Here is a 22,427-nt window from a genome sequence, read left to right on the forward strand (position 1 = left end):
TGGTGGATAGGATGAAGAGAAATGAACTGCACTATGCAATAGTTGATCATAAAACTGATGAAGCCAAAGAGTTGATATTGTCTGGTAAATTTGATCTTGATGCGCAAGATAGTAAGGGATATACGGCACTTCATTTTGCCTCGCAATATAAAAATGTAGAAATTGTTGATCTTCTTTTGAAGCAGGGGGTCGATGTCAGTATGCTCGATTCATGGGGGAATACGGCATTGCTTCGGGCGCTGGGGCCTTCAGAAAAAAATCGGGAAATTATCAAAATGCTATTGGATGCTGGTGTTGATCCTTACTTGGAGAACTCTTCTGGGAATTCAGTGGTAAGCCATGTGAAAAAGATAAAGTCTCATCCGAATAGAGATATATTTTCTAAGTATTTTTAGAAAACAAAAAAACAAACAAAAAAGGACACCCATAAATTGTCCTTTGCCTTGTGAGTGGGTTGATAAGAAGTCCAATCAAGGTTTGAGAAGATAGATTTTTTTGAAGATAGATGTTGGTGGCAGATAAAGCCTCGAATTGAATTGCCGACACAATAGGAAACCTCGCAGCCAGCCTGCAGAGGTGTTTTTTAACAACAGGTAAAAGTCAGGATGGAGTGGCGGGTGATGCGCTTGGGGAAAGGTAATGGGCACAATCGCGAATACCCTGCGCCCAGCGCTTGCCAAGCCGTTCACAGGCCCTGCGAACCGATGTCTCGGTACCAACCAGGCTGCGGAATCGACTTTCAAAATTGCGGGTTAGGTACTGCCACTGGCGCGGGTCTATTTGTAGACGCTGCAGGATCGGAGGCTGGCAGCTTGCGATTGCGCCGCGTTTGTCACTTCGCAATAGTCGTCCGCTCCAATCCAGCAGCTCTAAATAGTCCCGTAGGGCAAACGGTAATCCATCAGGCATAGATGCCCGGGGATTACCAGCGAAGGGAAAGAGCGCAGGAGGCTGCAGGCCCTCCCGAGCGGCGCGGATACGTTGCTGTATCGAGGTGTGATCGGAGGCCTCAGGTGTTTCCGCTATTGCGGCGCGGACCGGGTTTAAGTCTACATAAGCCAGACAGGCAGCCAGTGCACACTCATCCAGAAGTGCTTGGGACTTGAACCGGCCCTCCCAGAAACGCTCGGTACAGTGATCTTCTCGGTTAGCTTCGCGGGCGATGGATTCATTGAGAATGCGCATGAACCAACTGATATCGGTCAGTCGGGCGCGCCAAGTTTCCACCAACTTTGAGAGTAGTTCGAACTCCACAGGGGGTAGGCGCTCACCGCGTTCGAAACGACGTGAGAGCAGAGAACAAAAAAGGACACCCATAAATTGTCCTTTGCTTTGTGAGCGGGCTGATAAGAAGTCCAATCAAGGTTCGAGAAGATAGATTTTTTTGAAGATAGGTGTTGGTGGCAGATAAAGCTTCGAGTTGCATTGCCGACACAATAGGAAACCTCGCAGCTAGCCTGCAGAGGTGTTTTTTAACAACAGGTAAAAGTCAGGATGTAGCGGTGGGTGATGCGTTTGGGGAAAGGTAATGGGCGCAATCACGAATGCCCTGCGCCCAGCGCTTGCCAAGCCGTTCACAGGCCCGGCGAACCGATGTCTCGGTACCAACCAGGCTGCGGAATCGACTTTCAAAATTGCGGGTCAGGTACTGCCACTGGCGCGAGTCTATTTGTAGACGCTGCAGGATCGGAGGCTGGCAGCTTGCGATTGCGCCGCGTTTGTCACTTCGCAATAGTCGTCCGCTCCAATCCAGCAGCTCTAAATAGTCCCGTAGGGCAAACGGTAATCCATCAGGCATAGATGCCCGGGGATTACCGGCGAAGGGAAAGAGCGCAGGAGGCTGCAGGCCCTCCCGAGCGGCGCGGATACGTTGCTGTATCGAGGTGTGATCGGAGGCTTCAGGTGTTTCCGCTATTGCGGCGCGGACCGGGTTCAAGTCTACATAAGCCAGACAGGCAGCCAGTGCACACTCATCCAGAAGTGCTTGGGACTTGAACCGGCCCTCCCAGAAACGTCCGGTACAGCGATCTTCTCGGTTAGCTTCGCGGGCGATGGATTCATTGAGAATGCGCATGAACCAACTGATATCGGTCAGTCGGGCGCGCCAAGTTTCCACCAACTTCGATAGGAGTTCGAACTCCACAGGGTGTAGGCGCTCACCGCGTTCGAAACGACGTGAGAGCAGAGAGCCCTTGAAGAGTTGATGCCAGAGCCGGATTACCTCATCCATTGACCAGGCAGCAGACTTGTCCTGGTTGATATGCAGTACCAGGTGATAGTGATTGCTCATGACAGCGTAGCCACAAACGTCCAGCGCAAAGACGTTGGACATTGTCAGGATGCGATCCTCAATCCACTGACGGCGATGTTCAAAACACTGCCCTGTGTTGGAATCCCGCCCACACAGGAAAGCCCGCCGCACACAGCGCGAGACACAGTGGTAATAGGGTGTGGTATCCGGCGACACCAGTGCCCGGCGAGGAAGAGTCATACCTGTTGCTCCGTACAGGTGGATGCATGAACAGTATTTTATAGGCTTGCGGGCATTGCAATTAATTGGCGCGTATTAGCCTGAGTTTAATGGGTGTCCCTTTTTGGCCCCTCCCTTTTTGGCCCTATAACGTTTTAATCCTGACTTACACCTGTTTTGACCGAATTGCCGGATTGGTCCGGCCGATATTGACAATTTGAAGACCGCTTATTTTTCTGGAATGGACTGATGAAAAAAATACTACCGGGTATTGCACTCTTGTTTTGCGCTTCTGTGCTGGCGGAAGAAGGCCAGTCGCTGCAGGGCATCAAGGTGATTACCACTGCGGTGGCGGACAAGAAGGCGGTGATCAAGCTGCCACAGGAGAAAGTTCGCCTGGTTGCTCCGGGGGACACCCTGGTGGATGACCGCTACACCGTGCGGCAAATCCTCGGTAACCGCTTGGTGCTGCAGGAGCGCGGTAGCGCTGACAAGGCGGGAGACCTCTTGTGGATCTATGTGGCGAAGGATAGCGAAGAGTCACGCATACAGCGGCTGTCCTCAAAGCCATCGGCTACGGCCCTGGTGCCGGGTTTGACCGAGAGTTTGGTGGGCGAAGGCAGCCCTACGGACAAGCCGTAACCGGCCCAAATTTACTCCTCTGAGACTTACTTCTCTCTGCGGCAGATGCCAGCGGAGGGGGAGCACTGCGCATTCGGTAGCGCAGAGGGGAAAAATCGACGCAACAAAATAGAGCGTCGGCGTACAAAAAACAGAATTGCATTGCGGTAAGAGACTTGCCACCTAGGGGAAACTATGTTCGGGTTTGCTAATTGGATTAGCCGTGGTAACCAAGTATTGGGCGCTGCCCTAGCGACCATCAGCCTGTGCTGGAGCGCGCAGGGTGTGGCCGGAGCTTCGGGAGGAGGCGATCCTTTCGATATTCCCCAGGGGGCCTATCTGGCGGAGTTCGTTGAGGACAGCAACGGTATTTCCGTGATGCGCTTCAGTGGCAACCTGGACAAAAAACTTCCTGACGGCACCCTGAATCAGTCCGCGCGCGCGGTGATCGCGCAGGAGTTTTACGAACACCATCCGGATATCTACGACTTCCTCGTTGTTTTCTCCGCATTCGAATATGAAACTGAAGATGCCCTGGCATTCCATATCGGTGTTCGCAACGACGTGCAGGGTATCGGCATGTCGCAGTTTGACCTCAGCCATCTATACGGTAGTGATGGGCGCCTGCGGGGTTATATCGATATGGCAGCCGCCAGTCGCTACGAACTGAATCCTTTAGAGCCTGCGTATGAGGATGTGTTGTCGACTCTTGCTCACGAGACGCTGCACAACTGGGGGATAAAAATCAACGTCCAGAAAGATGGTGCTGAGGTCAGCGATGTCCTGCTGGGCAAGGATGACGCCCACTGGAATTTCTTTCTCGACTCCGGTGCCTCGGTGGAGTACGGCCACCGCTGGCGTGACAATGGCGATGGCAGCTTTACAGCGACAGCCGCACGGCGCTTCTACAGCCCACTCGACCTCTACCTGATGGGCATCAACACGGCGGAGGAAGTGCCGGATTTTTACGTGATCCAGCCGCAGGACGGCACTGAGTATACGCGTTACGACATTTCCCGCCAGGGGGTCAGCGTCACTGGTACCCGGGAATACTTCTCCATCCAGGACGTGATCGCCGCTGAAGGAGAGCGGGTCCCGGCAGTGGCGGACGCGCAGAAAAAATTCAATTTCGCGTTTATCTATCTGGTGGATGCTCAGGAAGAAGCGCGGGATATCGATGTGACGCGTATCGGCGAGGTAGGCAAGGCCTATTCTGAGCGCTTCGCTATCCTGACGGGTGGGCGTGGCATTGCCAATATCTTCCCCGAGGGCAAGGACGCGGACATTGGCGCCGCCGAAGAAGTCGGCGCGGATATTGAAACCGGCCGCCAAGACGGAGGCAATGTGCAGGCCGGTATTGAATGGCTGAATGCGCAGCAGACTGCTGAGGGCTACTGGGCGGATAAGAGTTCAACCCGCCTGCGGGATACCACAGCGGTGATCGAAGTCCTGGAAAACCTCGGCCGGGCCTACGACCGGCAACTAGCGATGGAATGGCTGCAGGCACAGCCGCTGGTTGATACTGACTCCTGGGCGCGCGCATTGCTGGTGGCAGATACAGGCAGTTTCACCTCTGGCCTGCTCAAGCAATTGAAGGCCGTACAGCTGTCGGATGGGGGGTGGCCGCTGAAGGCTGGTCTGAGCAGCGACCCACTGGATACGGCACTTTCTGTGCGCGCGCTTTTGCGTCACGGGGATATGGACGGCGTACTGCAGGCGATTAATTATCTGAAAACGACGCAACTGCCGGCTGGCGGCTGGCCAGCGGTGGTCGGCGGCGCTGCGGATACTGCCACCACTATATCGGTAGCGGAAGCCCTGTTGGCAGCCAACCCAGCGGATACTGCAGCGCAACAGGCCGGAGAGTGGCTGGTAGCGCAACAGAACGCCGATGGCGGCTTCGGTTCGGGCGAGAGTGCCATCCATCTGACCGCAGAAGTGATCCGTATTGCCAGCCTGCTGGAACTGCAGGCTTCGTTCGACCTGTCGCTGGCACAGCAGTACCTAGCGGACCGCCAGACAGAGGCGGGCAGCTGGGGAGGTAGCGTTTACGCGTCTGCGATGGCCGCGCGCAGTTTCCGTCAGCTGGAAATGACGAACCTGTTGGTTGAGCAGGTTCAGGTCCTACCTGCGAGTCCCCGCGACGGCGAACTGGCAGAGCTGCTCGCAGTAGTGCGTAACGATTCGGTACTGGAGGCCGATCCGGTTACTGCACAATTTTACAATGGCGACCCGGAAAACGGTGGCGTTGCCCTGGGCGATCCCATTCCGCTCAGTAGCACCTCCCCCAAATCTTCGTGGGAAGTGCACGGTTACTGGGATACCACCGACGCCAGCGGCGTGAGCGGTGGCTTGCATCAGATCTACCTGGTGGTAGACAACGATGCTGCTGTGGCAGAGCGCAATGAGGCAGACAATGCCGGTGGTGTATCGGTCGTTGTGCAGGCGCCAGTAGACGGCGTGGAATTGGAGCTTGATGCCCGCGCGCTGGCAGTTACTCCGGCAACGACACAGCTGCTGCCGAACTCAGTGGCAGTTTCCGCCGTATTGCGCAATGTGGGCGCTCAGGCGGCGACTAGTGTCACTGTGGAGCTTTGGCGTGGTGAGGTCGGCACCGGAGAACTGCAGGACAGCCAGCAGTTAACCTTGGGCGGCCGCACCTCTGCGGCAGTCAACCTGGTCGGCACCATCAGTGCGCCCGGCACCCAGGCCTATACCCTGGTGGTCGATCCGACCAATGAATTTGCGGAGCAGGAAGAGGGCAATAACCAGGCAGTGGTGTCGGTGACATCCGAGCCGGCATTGGACCTGGCTGTTTTTGCCGAAGATATTTCCGTAGCGCCAGCCAGCCCGTTTATCAATACCGATGCGGAATTCTCGGTGGATATCCGTAACCGCGGCACCCAGGATTCTCCTTCAGTCAATGTACGCTACCTTGTGAACACGGGCAGCGGCGCGCAAGAGATCTATACCAGTACCATTGCCATCGAAGCCGGCCAGACCGCGAGCCAAACTATCCCCTGGCGCGTGGATGCTATCGGCGCTCTGAATCTGGTGGTTGAAATCGATCCGGCCAACGATGTGCCCGAACTGGATGAGGGCAACAACAGCGTAACCTTCTCTTTTAATACTGGTATTCAACAGGGCACCAACCTGGTGACCAGCTATAAAGATATCCAGTTCAGCACCAGCCCGGCTTTTGAAGGGGAGGGTGTCTCGATTAGTAGTTCGGTGAGCAATACCGGCAACGAAGACGCTACCTCGGTCGAAGTAGCCTTCTACGATGGCGACCCAGATAGTGCTGGCGTTTTGCTCGGGACAGAAATACTGCCATCGGTCGCTAGCGGGGAAAGTGTGCCTGTAGAGTTCGTGTGGGCGGAAATACCGACAAGCGCGGATCGAGTCATTTACATACAGGTGGACCCGGATAACAAAATTGATGAGCTGGGCATTGGTGACAATCTGGCGTTTCTGAAACTGCCAGTAAAAAGTTTGCCAGACCTGCTTGTAAGTAGCAGCGATATCGTGCTCGACCCGGTGTTTCCCAAGTTGAACGATACCGTGGATGTAAATATTTCCGTCGTCAACCAGGGCAACCTAGCGGCCGAAACGGTTGAGGTGGAGCTCTACAAAGAGGGTGCCTTAGTGGGCACCACGACCCTATCCCAGATTGCCGGCAACGGCGCGTCCGTTGCCACAATACCAGTGACTTTCGACGCACAGGGTCGACAAGACTTGCGGGTAGTTGTCGACCCGGATAATGCGATTCGCGAGTCCAGCACGGCGAACAACGAGGCGACACGTCAGATTTCGATCCAGGATGGCAATTTCTACGTTTCCGAAAAGTATATCTCTCCGGACGGCAATGGCATTCAGGACTCCACCGAATTCTATTTCAATCTTCAGACCAGCGAGAATGTCTACGTAGAATTGCAGGACAAATACGAGCGTGTTGCCCGTTCTTGGACAGAGCCCTTTTCCGAAGCGGTTAGTGCCGGCAATGTAAGCTGGGATGGACGACGTGACAGTGGTGCGGTTGCGGCCGATGGTGTCTACCGGTTTATGGTGAGAAGTTCACAGGGAGATATCCTCGGCGAGACTTCAGTCGTGCTTGACACCAACCGTTCGTCGCTGACAGAGGCAATTGACACTCCCTATGGATTGGAGCGCGACCTTTCATGTCGTATTGGTACAACTCAGCAACCCAATTTTTCCCGGTTTTCAAATGGCGGAGGAGAGCCTTCTATATCTGCCTTCCGTGACGGCCTTGCGTATAGCAATGACGATCAATTTGTATATTTCTCAACTTACTTAGAGCCTTACTCTGTTGACGGTCAGACGTATGACACCGATGAATATGTTAAGTATCCATCTGGGATCTATAGAGCGCTAAGTGATGGAACACAAGTTCTGGAAATAATCTCTTTTGAAGAAATTGACAGTCGCGATATTGTCAACTTGATGCCTTCACCTGATGGTAAGAAACTGCTTGTCTCGACTCTTACTTATGTCGATGGTGATTACCTTTCCCGTTTGTACCTATCCAATATCGACGGAAGCGACCTCAATTTGATCAATGAGTTTTCCGGAGAGAGGTATGGACCTCATATCGGTGATGCAGTTTTTGCTAATGGAAGTGACGAGATCGTTTATGTAAAGGCAAATGGCTACTCTTATAATCGATCTGGCTATGAGATTCACCGTATTGATCTGAAAGATCCGCTCTTCACCAGTCAGCTAATAGGTGCTATTCCGGCAGATGAGGAATCCAATGCTCTGAGCCTGGAGGCCAATAAAAGCGCTGATAGGATATTGGCAAGAAAAAGAGGTAATTATGAGGAGGCAGACAGTTGGGACGTTGAGGATTTCTATCCCCAGTCTCGGCCGGAAACTTATCTGGTAGACCTGAGTTCAAATTCGATAACCGGCTTGGGGGATGCCTCACTTGCAAGCTGGTCCCCGGATGGAAATAGGCTAGCAGTGGTTCAGCATATAAGCCGTGGAGTTCAGCTTCTCGACAAGAATGGCCTGCTGATCCAGGAGTATTCACTACCTGAGCAGGTGCGCAACGATTACCTCAATACCTTGAGTGCGATGTATCAGCACAAATACTGGGGTATTTTTCGGGCCGTAGAGTGGAGCCCTGAAGGCAATGAGTTTGCAGTTGTTATAGAAGATCATGCCAGATTTCTTCTGGCGATGGATGTGGCTCGTGATATTTACAGTGAGGAAGCTAAGTACACTTATTATACGTTGTCCGGGCCGGATTACACCGATATCGGCGGCCTTTATGTGGTGGATATAAAAACGGGAAATGTGGAGAAAAAAGCTAAGGCCGCTCCATTGCCGTTCCTGCTTTGTACCGGTTGGGAGTGTGAGCCTCAATCCTTTCATGTCAGCGTATGGGATGGTGAAAATTGGCAGCATATTGCCGAAAAACACTTGGGTGCGAATATGCGCACCGCCGTGGTCCCGGTAAATCAGGACAATATAGGTGAAGATCTTCAGGTAAGAATCAAGATTCAGCAAATCGGCCATGAAGAGGCTCAAATTGAAAAGGTAGCTCTAGTGGTGGATGGGGTGAATCGTGCTCCAGATACTGTGATTTCTGAACAGACGGGCCATGATCTGACAGAGCTGGTTGCGGCAGCGGATAACCGTTGGGCAGATGTGTGGAATCAAACTGTAGAGTTCACCTGGAACCTGGCTTCAGACTCCAAATTGGATAGTCTGGTATTTACTGCGAGAGAATCATCGCCGTCCAAACTGCCTTTGGTGCATTTCTCTTATCCGAATAAAAAAGACTATTACGAATTTCTGCTGGGAAGTGGAGCCAATATTTCTGTCGATGGGATGATGGATTCCCAGGACAATCTCGGTGAGCCGGCATTTACGAACTTGACACGGCCACACACGGGGCATCCTAGTGAGGTGGTATACGGTTACATTGGCTCGGATCATCAATCTCTAAAGGTGGCTGTGGACTTTACGGTTGACAACACTGATGGGATTGATGATTGGGCCAGCGTTGAGGTGTTGACCGATAACGGCTGGAAAAGCTTTGTTATCAATGGGCTCGATAGTACCTGGGGTGCGGTTAGTTTTATCCAAACGGAAAACGCTCCTTGGGAGCATCATTACTACGAATTTGATATTCCACTTAAGGAAATCGGAAAAGATTCGGGTGAAGTTATTCAGTACCGAATACATGCATTCGGCTCTGCGGCTGAGGTTGATCAGGATCAATACCTTGATTGGTTAAATTTACAGCGCGCTGAAAATGGCTTTTTCTTTGATGAGGAAATGCCCGTTTTTATGTGGAATCTTGTAGATCTGGATGAGTGGACTTCTAACGTCTTGCACAGCACATTGGAGTGGTTGCCAGGGGCACGTGAAGTATTATTGGGGGGATATCATCCATACTCTGATTCGGGCCTGAACCTTATTAATTTTGATCAGCCACTCGAGAGCCGATACGTATTTTCCGATCATCAATTTCTCGGCGCTAAGCACGCCCCATCAGTTTCTGATACGGGTAGATTGCTGTCCATGTATTCATGGAAAAGTGATGGTTGTATTGGGGATAGCGAGTTAACCCAATGGGATGAGGGACTCGGGTTTAAGCAGTTTAAATCACTTTTAAATGGTGCTGCTGACCTGATTGCAATTCGCACGAGTGAGGAGGGAGGCGTGGTTTTGCGCGGCTCCGCTGTCGACAAGAATTTTGCTAATTACACCTTGGAATATTCGACCGAGGAGAGCCCGGACAACTGGCAGCAACTTGCCCCCGCTTCAGGCATACCAGTGATCGATGGCAAGTTCACGACCTGGGTAGCTCCAGAGATCGGACGCTACAATATTCGCTTGACCGTCAACGATCTGGCCGGCAACTCTCGCCGGGAAATCAAGTCGGTTACTGTTGCTGAGTCGGCGAGTATCCGCAACGTCTTCCGCCAGCCCGCCTATTTCTCGCCGAACGGCGACGGCAAGCAGGATACTGTGGAACTGAATTTCACTGTTGCCGAGCCCGTGAACCTGCTGGTTGAAGTACTCGATGCAAACCGCAACACGGTGCGCAGGTTTGAGCAGTCTTACACCGATATTGGTGCCGAGGAAGTCATTTACTGGGACGGCCGCAACGATGCCGGCCAGGCTGTTGCCGAGGGCGAGTACTTTTTCAGGGTTCAGAAATTTGAGTACCGCTTTGTCCTCGATAATACTCTGCCAGTTATCGATTCACTGGTGGCGGATCTGCTGGTGCCGCAGCCGGTCTGGGTGGAAGGCGAGCCTACCTGTGTTCCCAACTACGGCGAGAGCCAGGATCTTCTTTGTAAAGTTGCGCTCGACAGGAATATCGCCGCCAGTTTGTATGACAACTTCGGTATTGAAAGTCAGCGCCTTGAGTACAGGGCAAATGGTGATACCCACTGGATTGAGCTGCCGGTGGAGATCAGTTACCAGGAGCCTTCGATTCTATTGCCACGCATTGAAGATCAGGAGCGGACGACTGGGGAGCTAAAAGGAGGCGACTACCGTTTTGTAGTGGCTGATTATGCTGGGAATACCAGTACCCTGCCCATTCCGCAATCGCTAAAGAAAAACAAGCTCTATATCACTGGAGCCGAGCTGGAGCCAGTGGAATACCAAGCGGCCGTATCCGGTGACCTGATGCGGTTGAAGCCTCTTGGCTCCGCAATTCTCGATACGGGTCTGGATCGCCGGCTGGAGCCATCCTTGCCGGATATTGCACCTGCCTTGATCAAGCTGGTATCAACCCTGCAAAGCCCCGTTGCTTCTATAGATGTCCTACTGGATGAAACCGATGATCAGGGCATTCTAGTCGGTAATCCAACGATTGTTACACCTGTGGAGGCATTTCTAGTTAGTGCGACAGACTGCAATGCAGAGTCTGGAGATTGTATGGCCTATGCTGCGCCGGATACCGCATACGCCTCGTCCAAAGCGGAGTTCCACATAGTGTGGGATCCAACGGACATTGATTTGGGCGATGGGCGCAACTTCCGGCTGTCTGTTCGCATCAAGGATATGGGTGGCAATGAATTTGTCTCCAACCAGATCGGGATTGCGGGGCAGGTGGCAACTTACGGTATCACCGAAATTGAGGTTATTGGCGATGGCTGGTCGAGTACTGACATAGATGTGAGCGCGGGCGTTAGCCGGCCTGCGCGCCGCTTGCCGGCAGTGGACTTCTATAACCAGGTGGAGCCGAGCCTCGAAGAGATACAGCGTCTACCGGCATACACCGGTTGGCACGATCACCTGTGGATTGCCGCTATCCCGGCCGAGTATGAAAAGTATGCCGTACTGGTTTCGACCCAATCACGGGATGAGATCGGCAAGATTGAATTGTTCGCAAGCGCGGAGAATGCGCCGGAAATCTTTGTTTCCAGTGCGCAAATCACCGGCCATACCGCGCTGCCCTTTACCTTCCCGGATGGGCATGAGGGATATGCCTATGCGCTGGATGCCTCTGTGCTTCAAGAGTGTCAGAGCTATAACCTGACAGCCAGAGTCTATAACCCGGACGATCCTCAAACATCGGTTGACGAATCCGATGAAATTCGCGCCACTCTAACGGAAGTTTTAGATGTCCCCTGCGTAGAAGTGTATGCGACGGTGGAGCCCCAGCTTGCTGAGGATTGCGATATGCCGTTGGCCAATATTCTGCAATTCAAGGTGACTGCGGACAGCATCTCAGAATGGCCGGGCCCGCTTGTGAGCGCCTTGCTCGAAGAAGTCGAATTCGTGTCCCTGTCTATCGCCAGGCGAGATGAAATCACTGGGGAATGGACTGATGTGCTATACAATGTGAACGAGCCGGCTCTCGGTGAGAGCTACGAATTTGCGCTCGACACCAGTGATTTCATTAGCGGGGAAGAGGAGTTCCGAATCGAATATGTCGATACGCGAGGAAAGCACTACCAGACAGAACTGACTGCTTATATCGACAAGACCGCACCTGTTATTGAAATCGATAGTCCGCTGGCGGGAGAGCAGGTCTGCGCGGTCCAGGTACCCCTTTACGATGAAGAGGCCAATATTGTCCCTGTGTCGGGGCGTATTTCGAGTGAAACACCACTGACCTACTACGGTGTTGCCGCTTCCGATCTTGTGCGTGCGGATGGGGCAAGTAAGTTAATCAATGGCAATATCCCGACCGCTATCCATGCCGAGATTGATGGAATCGCTCAGCAAGTGTTTACCTGCGGCGAATCTTTTTCGGGCACCCCGACTACCGCTATTGGGGAGGAACGGTGTAGCGTAGAGCCCCCCTGGCCTTCAGCTTATAACGCCAACGTTCCTATCCGCTTTGGTGACGCGGGCACCTATTCCGCATTCGGCTCGCTCGGCGTATTGCCGACAAAACATACAGGTACGCTGGAATTCCAGTATTCCGCTTATGACTGGAGTGGAATCCGTGCCTGCCGTTCCGTAGAGATTGAGGTAGATGCCGATGTGGTCGGATTCTCTTCAAAGGTTACCGGCGGTGCTAACACTTCGGGCTCGTATTTTTATGCCGATCAGGCACTTCCCGCGGTTCCGGCTTTTGCGCCCCTTCTGGGCAGTGAGTTCTCGGAAATTTATACCGAATTCTCAGTTGGCGAGGCCGTAGAGGCAGACCTGGAGGTGTATTCTCTCGTTTCCGCATCAGAGCAGTCACCGCAAATTTTATTGCTCGGTGATCTGGTCGCTACACCAGTGCAAAACCGTTCTGCGCTCGCAGGGGAAACAGCCCTTGTGTTCGATGGACGAGGCCTGAGTGGTGAGCCGCTTGCAGATGGGCTCTACCTGTTGCGCCTGCGTGTAACTGATGCCTGTGGTAATAGCCGTAAAGCTGAGTATGCGATAGAAATTGATAACACTGCGCCTTTGGTAAGCCTGAGTTATCCGACAGCTGGTGACCTGATAGGGCTGGTCGTCGATGTATTGGGAACTGCAGTCGATAAGAACATGGCGGTATACACGGTCGAGTATCGTGATCCTATGGAAAACGGCTATTTACAAATTGCCTCTTCCTCTAGATCGGTCAACGCCGGGGTTCTTGCAGCAAATTGGAATACCTTTGGACTAATTGGCGATATTGAATTCCGCATCGTAGCTACCGATATTGTTGGCCATGTATCGGAGGTTCTCTACGTCTTCAATATTCCGGAGCGTACAGATCTGATATCTGAGTTCGAAGTTATAGAGCCCTTCTTCTCGCCCAATGAGGATGGAGTCAAGGATTTCTCCGGTGTGCGGGTGCACTTTGAACAACCTGTCGTGGCTACACTGGCTGTTGGCGGCACGACGGTTGTCGATGCAGTAGCCTTCGACAAGGGTATCAGAACCATCAAGTGGGACGGTCGTATAGATTCTGCTGTGCAGCCGGATGGCCAGTATGAGCTGGTATTGTCTGTCGAAAGCCAAGCCACTGCAGGGCTACAGCAGGAGGAACGAGGTTCCGTCGTGCTGGATAATTTGCAGCCCTCAATGGCGCTTGAGGGGCTTAAAGAGAATATTGCTTGGGTCGGTATCGGTGGCAGCCTTATTGGCAGTATCAATGACTCTAATCTGGAGAGTTATGCCATATCCATTGCGGAAGATCCGGCTGTAGCAGGAGAGATCGTGGCATCAGGTGAGTTTCCTGTTGCGTCTTCAGTGCTGATCGATAGCGGCTCGAATGTCTTGTCGGAAGAGGGCGACTACTGGTTGAAAACGGTAGTCACCGATAAAGCCGGCAATCATATTCTGGATACCACCCGTCTGGTGATTGATCAGACGGCACCGGCTACCAGGATTGATAGCATTATTGAAGGTAGCTACCTGAGCGGCGATCAGGAGGTTGTAGGCTCGGTACAGGACCACTATTTGGAGTCCTATACGCTAACGCTGGTGGACGAGCAGAGCTCCGACACAGAACTCTTACAGGGTAGTGCGGATATAGATGGCACGCTACTGGAATGGCGGACCGGGCAGGTGTTGGACGGCAAATACCGTCTCGTGCTTTTGGCCGTGGACTTCGCCGGTAATGAATCCACAACAGAACTTAGTATCGAAATCGATAACACCGCTCCACTAGCAGAGTTCAGTCTGCCGGAAGAGCTTGGGTATTACAGCAGCGAGTCTGGTTTTGTCGGTTCTGTTGCTGATACCAATCTCAAGCAGTTTGAAGTATCCATTGCCCCGGGCCGGGTGGAGAATGTTGAGGATTCCGCATTCCGGATTCAATCGCTGGGAACAGCCAGTATTTCGGGAGCCTCCCTGGGGCACTGGGCCGAACTTCCGGCTGATGGTATCTACACGGTAAAACTCGACAGCCTCGATAAAGCCGGTAACCAAACCCGAACAGTAAGGCCGTACGTCCTTGATACGACCGCACCTCAAGTCCCGCTGCTTGAAGAGGTTTCCATTGCAAAGGATGAAAGCCGCTCCGATATCACTTGGGCGTCGGTTGATGATGAGGACCTGGCCGGTTATCTGGTTTACAGGAATGGCCAGGAAATTACCTCACAGCTTTTAACAGAAACTGTGTATGCAGATACCGGGCTTCTTGAAGGTGAATACCGGTACCACGTAGTCGCTGTCGACAATGCCGGTAATGAGAGTGAACCGTCGAACACCATTGATGTGGTTCTCGACCTGACACCGCCCGATGTGCGGATCATCTCACCCGCAACAGAAAGCGTGGTATCCGGGCTTGTTGATATTATCGGAACTGCGCACAGTGAGTCGGATTTCAAGACTTATCGTCTGTATGTTGAAGATACACAGGGCAATAGCACGCTGCTAATTGAATCCTCGCTGGCTCTGCAGGGGCAGGAGTTGGCTCAGTGGGACACTCTGGCTGCAAACGATCCCAGCGGTTATAGGCTGCGGCTGGAAGCAGAAGATCTGAATGAGAATGTGGGTAGTGTCGAGATACTGGTTTATCCAGATAATCTGCCGCCTCCTGCTCCGGAAAACCTGGTTGCTTCCGTGAGCGGAAACCAAGTAGACCTTACCTGGAACCCGGTAACCGGTATTGATGATCTCGCTGGATACGTTTTGTTCAAGGACGACCAGCTGGTGGGAGTGTCGGAAGTTGTTCTGGATGGCCTGTTGCCTTATGCGCAGGAAGGGACCTCTGCAAGCCAATCCGATTTGGTCGATGGGAATTACAATTATCTTGTATACGCTATCGACTTGGCTGGAAATGTTAGTGACGCGTCCAACCTTGCAACGGCAAGTATTGAATTGGGTGCTCCGCAGGCCGTGATCACTACACCCGAGGCAAATGCGAAAATTGAGTTCGCGGCTGAAGTATCTGCAGAGGTCAATGCTAACGATGTGGCCCAGGTAAGCTTCGAGTATCGCGCCAGCGGTGAGACCACATGGCAACAACTTGCAGTGGATGCGCGCGAGCCGTTCACCCAAAGTTGGGATACTTCCGCACTCCCCTACGGTAACTATGAGCTGCGCGCCGTGGCCACGGATACCAACAACAACACGGATACCAATCCTGCAGTTCAATCGGTGATCAAGGCTGACCTGGTGGCGCCGGCACAAGTAGCTGACCTGGACCTATCAGTAGATGGGGGACAGGTCTCGCTAAGTTGGTCTGAAGTAACTGATGAGGATCTGGCGGGATACCTTGTCTATCGACACAGGGGAAGTAGCCAGACGCAATTGACCCCCACACCGATTGAAGGTCTCCAGTACCTGGATCAAGACGTAGCAGACAGCGAATACCTGTATACGATTGTTGCAGTTGATATGGCTGGGAACCAAGCTGATCCGAGCCCGGAAGTCCAGGCGACGGTCTTTACTCCAGTTGTAAGTTACCCCTGGACGCCGACGGCGGAAGCGGAAATTACAGTCAATGTGGAGACCCTACCTAATCATGATTTGATTGCTGAGAAGTTCGACGGGGCTGATTGGGTTGCGCTTGCTGTTGCGGCGACCGGTGATACTGGGTACGTAGATTTCACGGGCCTTGTTCTTGATGCTGGAGACAATAGGTTGCGGTTCGTGGCTGTCGCGAGCTCCGGTAACAGGAGTAAATTAGTCGAACGTGCAATTTTCCGTGCGCCTTCGCCCTCGGCTGTACAGGATGTGGCCGCTACAGAAAATGTACTCGAATCTCTTGTTGATATCAGTTGGCAGCAGAATCCTGCCGAGGAAGAGATTTTCGGTTACCGGGTTTATAAAGATGGGGAAGCTATTAGTCAGGTTTATGAACCTGCCGTAGACAATGTGACAGCGGAGCCGAACAGCTATTACAGTTCCTATTCCCCCTTGAAGGCAATTAACGATAATTCGTCCTACTGGCGACCAACAAATTTACCGGTCACTCTGGAGTTGGAATTCTCTGGGCGGCACCTGTTAACGCAGTTGGATATTCGCTGGTATTCATCTTCCTCTTACTATCAAGCTTCTCAATATGACATCTATGGATGGGATGGAAATGACTGGGCATTACTCAGACAATTTACAGATACCAGAAGTAGTTCTACAGATAGTGTTGCCTTGCAACACCCCTACCTGACCGACAAGATCCAGATTCGGTTCAAGGAACCCGTAGGATATAGTCGTTACGGAAAAATTCGTCTGGATGACATCAACTTTTATGCGTTGCCAACGGTTGCGGGAGTTGAAGAGGTCGATGACGATGTAAGCAATGGCTATTTTTCTTATCAAGTTTCCGCTGTTAATACTTGGGGTATTTCAGGTCCTCTTTCCGAAGCGGCGGAGGTTGCTGTCGGTGACGTGGTGGCCCCAGAGGCTGTGGTACTTGCTGGCGTGGACAATGAAAGCACTGCCGAGTTGAGTTGGTCTGCGAGCTTGTCCACTGATGTCCAGAGCTACATGATTGAGCGCGACGGTGTGCTGATTGGCACCGTTACTAGCGATATCCTCGCTTTCTCAGACCCTGGACTCAGCAATGGTACCTATCGTTACCGGGTATTTGCCAAAGATACTGCCGGGAACGAGAGCAGTGCTTCCAATGAAGTAGACCTCGTCATTAACGTTGCTCCTATTGGAGCCCCTGTTGCGCTGCAGGCACAGAATGATGAGACCACAGGTTACATCGGCCTGACGTGGTTACCCGCTCCGGAAACAGCCCCTATTGAATACAAGCTATACCGTTCACTGACTGCCGGTAGGGATTATGCTGAGTTGGCATCGGTTTCAGGCCTTTCCTACGTCGATAGGGATGTTGCGAATGAGGTTACCTACTATTACGTGGTTAGAGCGGTCGATTCTTTTGAGAATTTGGGGCTGCAGTCCGCTGAGGTAGAGGTGACCTCTCGCGATACCCAAATTTCTGATACGGCGATCCAAATGCCGAGCACTGCACTTGATCACAATCTTGTGAGCCGAAATATTGGAGTTACAGGACTGGCTGAAGTGGGTGCCGAAGTTTTCCTGATGAAGGATGGCGAGGTTATTTCAACTGTAAACGCCAGTGCCTTGGATGGATCCACGGATTTGCCATTTGCCGATATTGATGAGGTGATCAGAGGGTTTGATGGAGGAGTTTTAGTATGGGGACAAGTATGGGGACAAAGCGGATCATCTTTTTATGATGGACTGCTTGTTTTCTCTGATGGGGAATGGGTCCAGATGGATATGGATGCACTTTACGAAGTAGCCATAGATCCATATGTCAGAAAAGCAGTTCTGGCTGGCGACTCTCTGTATATCGCTGAGTACGATTCACCCGCGATTTACCAGTGGGATATACAAACCGGCCAGATCACTGAGATAACTAATGGTGTTCTCGACGATGCGGTTGATATCGAAGGATTTGTTCCCAGCGAGAATGCTGTTGTTGCCCGTGGTTGGTTTGGCAATTATGGCTTGTTGTCACTTGAAGATTTTTCGTGGGTAAACTTGCCCCTGCTTTCCCCTAGGAGTTTTTCGATCTCTGCTGACGGCGAGAGGATTGCGTACACTGCGAAGGAAGAGGACGGCTCTGATGAAGTATGGCGCCTTTACTCCTATGAACTGCGAACGGAAGAAAACACTTATATTGCCGATATCCCGGACTCTGATTCTGCATCGGTGCTGAGCGGTTCTGGGCAGAGTCAGGATGGGAGAAAGGTTCTCGTTAGTTCTAGAAATCTTACTTCGGGCAGGGATGAGACTTATCTTGTCGATACGGTTGATAAGTCGGTCGTTCAACTATTACCTGAATATCTCTACGCCACACCGCAGTCGGTTTCCTTGGATGGAAGCAAGGCCGTGATTGAGGTTCCCTCCTTGATCACCTCAGGGCAGGAGATTTATGTTCTGTATGATATTGAGACCGCAGAAGTTACTCAGCTTGAGTCTGATTGTTTTTGGACCAGCATTGGTGGGCTTTGCAATAAATCACCCGTCGGCTCTCATTTGATACCGGAATCGGGAATCTTTAACTTCAGTAGTGTTCCGCTGCAGTTTGGCGAGAATTTGTTTACAGCCTTTGCAATGGATCCGGTAGGAAATCTGTCGTTGGACAGTGATCCTCTGGTGATTAATCGCCTCGGTCAGAAATCTGCAGACCTGAGCGTCACCATAGAACCGTCTCCCGTAATTCTCCCAATTGGAGCCGATACATCACTGGCAATTGAGATTGGAAATATTGGAAGCGCCGGCTCTTTGGGTACGAGAGTGGATGTTTTGGCGGTCTATGAGGATGGCAGGGTCGAGGCGGTTGGCAATGTGGCTGTAGCGCCGCTACCTGCAGGCGCATCAATTTCTTCGTCGCTTTATTGGCAACCGGAAGAAGCCGGCCGCTACCAATTGGTAGCCAAGATTGATCCGGATTTCGCAATTGATGAAATATCTGAATCCAATAATACCTCGCTGGCGACCGTCGATGTACTTATGGAAGCCGCTCCCTTATTGGAATTGGAGTTCTACGGATCTGGGTCCACTCCATACCGATTCAGCGCAGATACGCCGGTTAGCGGGCGTGTAACGCTGACCAATGGTGGTGCTGTGCTAGAGGGGGATCTCAGTGTTTCGGTGGTTGATGCCTCAGGTAACACAGTATCCACTTTGTACTTTGAACAGCTGGGTGGATTGGCTTATGGCAGTAGGGTAGAGCAGGAGTTTACCTGGAATACGGGCACTACCTGGGCTGGCGACTACAAGCTGCTGGCTTCCTTAGTGTCTGAAGCTGGGATCGCTGTTAGTCGTGAGATCGCATTTGAGATTCTCCCGGACACGGAAATAGTCGCTGGAATCTCCAGTGGGGCGAGCAGCTACCGACCGGATGAATCCGTACGGCTGAACTCGGTGCTCCAGAATATTGGTACCAATCAGGCGTTTGGTGGCGGTATGTTGCAGATTTCTGTGACTGATCCCTCTGGTGCGCAGGTGTTTGCCCGCGATCGCGAAGTAGGAGAGATCATGCCGGCCGGACAGTCTGTGTCCAGTGTGGACTGGGCTGTAGATGGGGCGTCCGCCGGTACCTACACTGCGACACTTGCCTTGGTGGAGGCATCTCAAGTGGTATCGCAAGCACAAACCCAGTTCGCCGTGCGGGCGGCGGCGCCGGTGCTTGAGGGTGCGCTGGAACTGCACGCGACAACGGTGCCTCAGAGGGATGCGATCGAAGTGGGATACACTGTCAGCAACGCCTCTAATAGTGGTGCCTCTGGTGCCAGTATCCAAGTTGAGTTGACGAGTGTCGCGGATGGAAGTGTCGTCGACATGGCCGCAGCGGTATTCAACGTTGATAAAGGCTCGGTGATCAATAGCCTGGCCAGCCTATCTGGCGATCAGACTATTGGTAATTACCAGGTTGTGTTGAAAGCCACATTTGTCTACGAGGGCATAACCTATAGCTCAGAGCTTGCTCGTGCTGCAGTAAGTGTTGTCGACGGTGAACCGCCAGAAATCTCCCTGGTTTATCCGCAAGATGGGGCTGTGGTGAAAGGTGTGGCGAACTATGTGCGCCTGCACGCTGCTGACAGTGTTTCCAGTGTCGAGCTGGTTGAAGCTAGCCTGAATGACGGCGACTGGAAAGAAGTCGAAAAGAGCGAGACATTGGCCAGTGAATATTTGGCCCCCATGGGTGGCCTGCCAGATGGCGACTACGGTCTGCAGGCCAAGGCCGCAGATGAGTTGGGTAACCTCAGTGACGCACTTAGTTCTACCTTCACCGTCGACAACACCAGCCCGACAATTGTGGTGAACGGTGTGGAGGATGGTGTGGTGTACAGCACGGCAGTCTCCCCTGAGGTGCAAGTCACTGATTTGCATTTAGTGGAAACCAGTGTGATGTTGAACGGTACTAGTTTCTCCTCCGGCTCTACGCTGGAAGAGGATGGCGAGTACCAGTTGGAAATCACTGCGCGGGATATGGCCGACAACTTTGTCAGTCGGATCGTGCTATTCCAAATGGACACCACCCCGGCGCAGATCTTTGTCGAGGGTATTACTGACGGGGCTTCCTACAATACTGCGGTCACACCGATAGTAACGGTCACCGATGAGGGGGGAGCAACATTAGACCTCAGTTTGAACGGCCAGCCGTTTGTGTCAGGCAGTGAGGTTGCAGCAGAAGGCAGTTACCTGCTGGAGGCCACTGCAGTTGATGTTGCAGGGAACCTGAGTCAGGTTTCATGGCAATTCACGCTTGACCTGACTCCGCCGGCAGCGCCGCTTGTAGTTGAACCCTTGAGTGGCGCTACCGTGGACACTAATGTGGCGACACTTCATGGTAACGCGGAAGCGGAAAGCCTCGTGTCACTCAATGATGGTTCGCAGGTTCGGGTGACCCACGCTGATACGCAAGGCGTATTCGAGTTCGCTGGTGTTTCACTCGCTACCGGTGCCAATGCCTTCAGCCTTTGGGCGGAGGATCATGCGGGCAACCGGAGTGAGACTACGGATTACACCTTAACCTATGCGCCGACAGCCGATCTTTCCCTCTCTGCCCAGTTGGTTACGGGCAAACGAGTACTGGTCTGGCTCCCTGAGAGGGATATTCACAAGCATCCTTCTTGTGTAGGAGGGGGGCACGGTGGTCACGATCCGCACTATGCACATTACGGTCACGATATCGAAGCACTAAACACACTGGTAGCAGTTGCTCTTGATGAAGCCGGCTTCGAGTATGTGGTAGTCCGCAGTGCGCCCGAGTTCCTTACAAAATTGAGAAGCCAACAATTTGGCAGCATTCTCGTTGGGGCTCCGCACGTGGAATTGGGCCTTGGCCTGGCCCTAAGCGGAGAGATCTACCTGGAAGTGCGTGGTGCAGTAGCTGCGGGCACCGGACTTACTGTTGTTTCGACGCATCCAGGTTTTGTGAGGCGCTGGAATAAGTTGTTTGGAGGGTACCTCAAAGGCTCGCTGGAAGAAGTGGATGCTGTTGAACTGGATGGTGACTTCGGTTCTCTGTCCGGCAACTGGAGCCCATCCTATACAAAAGGCTTGCAATATGTGCCGCTCAGAGGGATGGGGAGAGGTCGTCTTAGATATGGTTGTGGATCTGGTGGGGGCTGTAAATCGGTACCGGGAGTAATCTTCAACCAGTATGCGGAGGGCAAGGTAGCACTGGTGCCTTTCAACCCTGCGGCCTTGCCTGAAGATGTAGTGAAGGCATTTATCGGGGAAGCGGTTGAATATACGATGCCGGCCGAAGCCTCTCTGGTACCTGGTGGAATCGTGGAATCCAAATGGACGGTTTCTGAGGTTTCGTCGTCTATGCATGTTGCCCTCGAAGTCGATTTGATCGGTGATGGCCTTTGGACCGACCTTGGCGACGACGGGGAGATTTCTGATGAAACCGCGAGGTGGTTGCGTTACCTGGAGGGCTCCAGCGAAACCCAATTCTCCGGTTTTGTTGGTCTGACGAATGAGGCAGGAAAATATCAGCTTAATGGACGTGCTATAGCTGGCAGTGATTTCAGTCTGCCTCCCAGCGATACAGCGGGGATTGAGTTCGAGGTTCAGCAATCGTCCGTTGAGCTCGGTAATGAGCTGATTCATTATCTTGAGTCATTTGAAGCTTATGGAATTAAGCGCTTATACAGAAATATTGCGATTGCTAAGGTCAAAGTGGCGCTAAGTATCGACTTGCAAGAGAAGAGTGATGCCGGAAGGGCTGTACATTGGCTTCTGGGTGCTATTGCGATCGCGGACGTTTTAAATAGCGAAGAATTGGACCGGCGACTCGGTGAATTACTGAAGGTTTATCAGGCCGCTTGGACCCGTCTACCATACGTGGCTGGCCCTGTACCCCCGGGCCATCCCTGGAAATGGCACCGTGATGGTGATTCGGGACATACCTTGGGTTTCTGGGAGTGAATTGGGTTTTAGGATTTAACAAGTTTTAAACCGGTTCATCCGCCCTATTGGA

The 22,427-nt window shown here is 52.5% G+C and carries 5 protein-coding genes; 3 read left to right on the plus strand and 2 right to left on the minus strand.

Translation table 11 applies throughout. The features are described 5' to 3' along the window. The first annotated feature begins 11 nt into the window (after positions 1-11). Positions 12-395 (plus strand): ankyrin repeat domain-containing protein, encoded by a 384-nt coding sequence (locus ACG1BZ_RS07605; RefSeq protein ID WP_413665078.1) that lies wholly within the window; start codon positions 12-14, stop codon positions 393-395. Between the two features lie 205 nt (positions 396-600). On the opposite strand, the gene ACG1BZ_RS07610 is transcribed toward ACG1BZ_RS07605, so the two are convergent. Next, complete coding sequence (locus ACG1BZ_RS07610) at positions 601-1,317, minus strand: hypothetical protein (protein ID WP_413665079.1); 717 nt, start codon at positions 1,315-1,317, stop codon at positions 601-603. A gap of 172 nt (positions 1,318-1,489) precedes the next feature. Further along, positions 1,490-2,491 (minus strand): transposase, encoded by a 1,002-nt coding sequence (locus tag ACG1BZ_RS07615; RefSeq protein ID WP_413665080.1) that lies wholly within the window; start codon positions 2,489-2,491, stop codon positions 1,490-1,492. A gap of 228 nt (positions 2,492-2,719) precedes the next feature. On the opposite strand from ACG1BZ_RS07615, the gene ACG1BZ_RS07620 reads away from it, so the two are divergent. Both ACG1BZ_RS07620 and ACG1BZ_RS07625 read left to right on the plus strand, forming a co-directional pair. Then, a complete protein-coding gene (locus tag ACG1BZ_RS07620; protein ID WP_413665081.1) occupies positions 2,720-3,112 on the plus strand; it encodes a hypothetical protein in 393 nt (130 codons plus the stop codon). 174 nt (positions 3,113-3,286) lie between these two features. After that, the gene (locus ACG1BZ_RS07625; RefSeq protein ID WP_413665082.1) at positions 3,287-22,375 is read left to right on the plus strand and encodes a CARDB domain-containing protein; all 19,089 of its coding nucleotides are present in this window, start codon (positions 3,287-3,289) and stop codon (positions 22,373-22,375) included. Positions 22,376-22,427: the final 52 nt, after the last annotated feature.

This window comes from Microbulbifer sp. CNSA002 (genome assembly GCF_047324085.1).
Classification (GTDB): Bacteria; Pseudomonadota; Gammaproteobacteria; order Pseudomonadales; family Cellvibrionaceae; genus Microbulbifer.

Excerpts from the sequence above, each read along its gene's own strand:
- ACG1BZ_RS07605 (WP_413665078.1), top strand. The coding sequence starts at position 12 with ATGAAGAGAAATGAACTGCACTATGCAATAGTTGATCATAAAACTGAT.
- ACG1BZ_RS07610 (WP_413665079.1), bottom strand. The coding sequence starts at position 1,317 with ATGGGTGTCCTTTTTTGTTCTCTGCTCTCACGTCGTTTCGAACGCGGT.
- ACG1BZ_RS07615 (WP_413665080.1), bottom strand. The coding sequence starts at position 2,491 with ATGACTCTTCCTCGCCGGGCACTGGTGTCGCCGGATACCACACCCTAT.
- ACG1BZ_RS07620 (WP_413665081.1), top strand. The coding sequence starts at position 2,720 with ATGAAAAAAATACTACCGGGTATTGCACTCTTGTTTTGCGCTTCTGTG.
- ACG1BZ_RS07625 (WP_413665082.1), top strand. The coding sequence starts at position 3,287 with ATGTTCGGGTTTGCTAATTGGATTAGCCGTGGTAACCAAGTATTGGGC.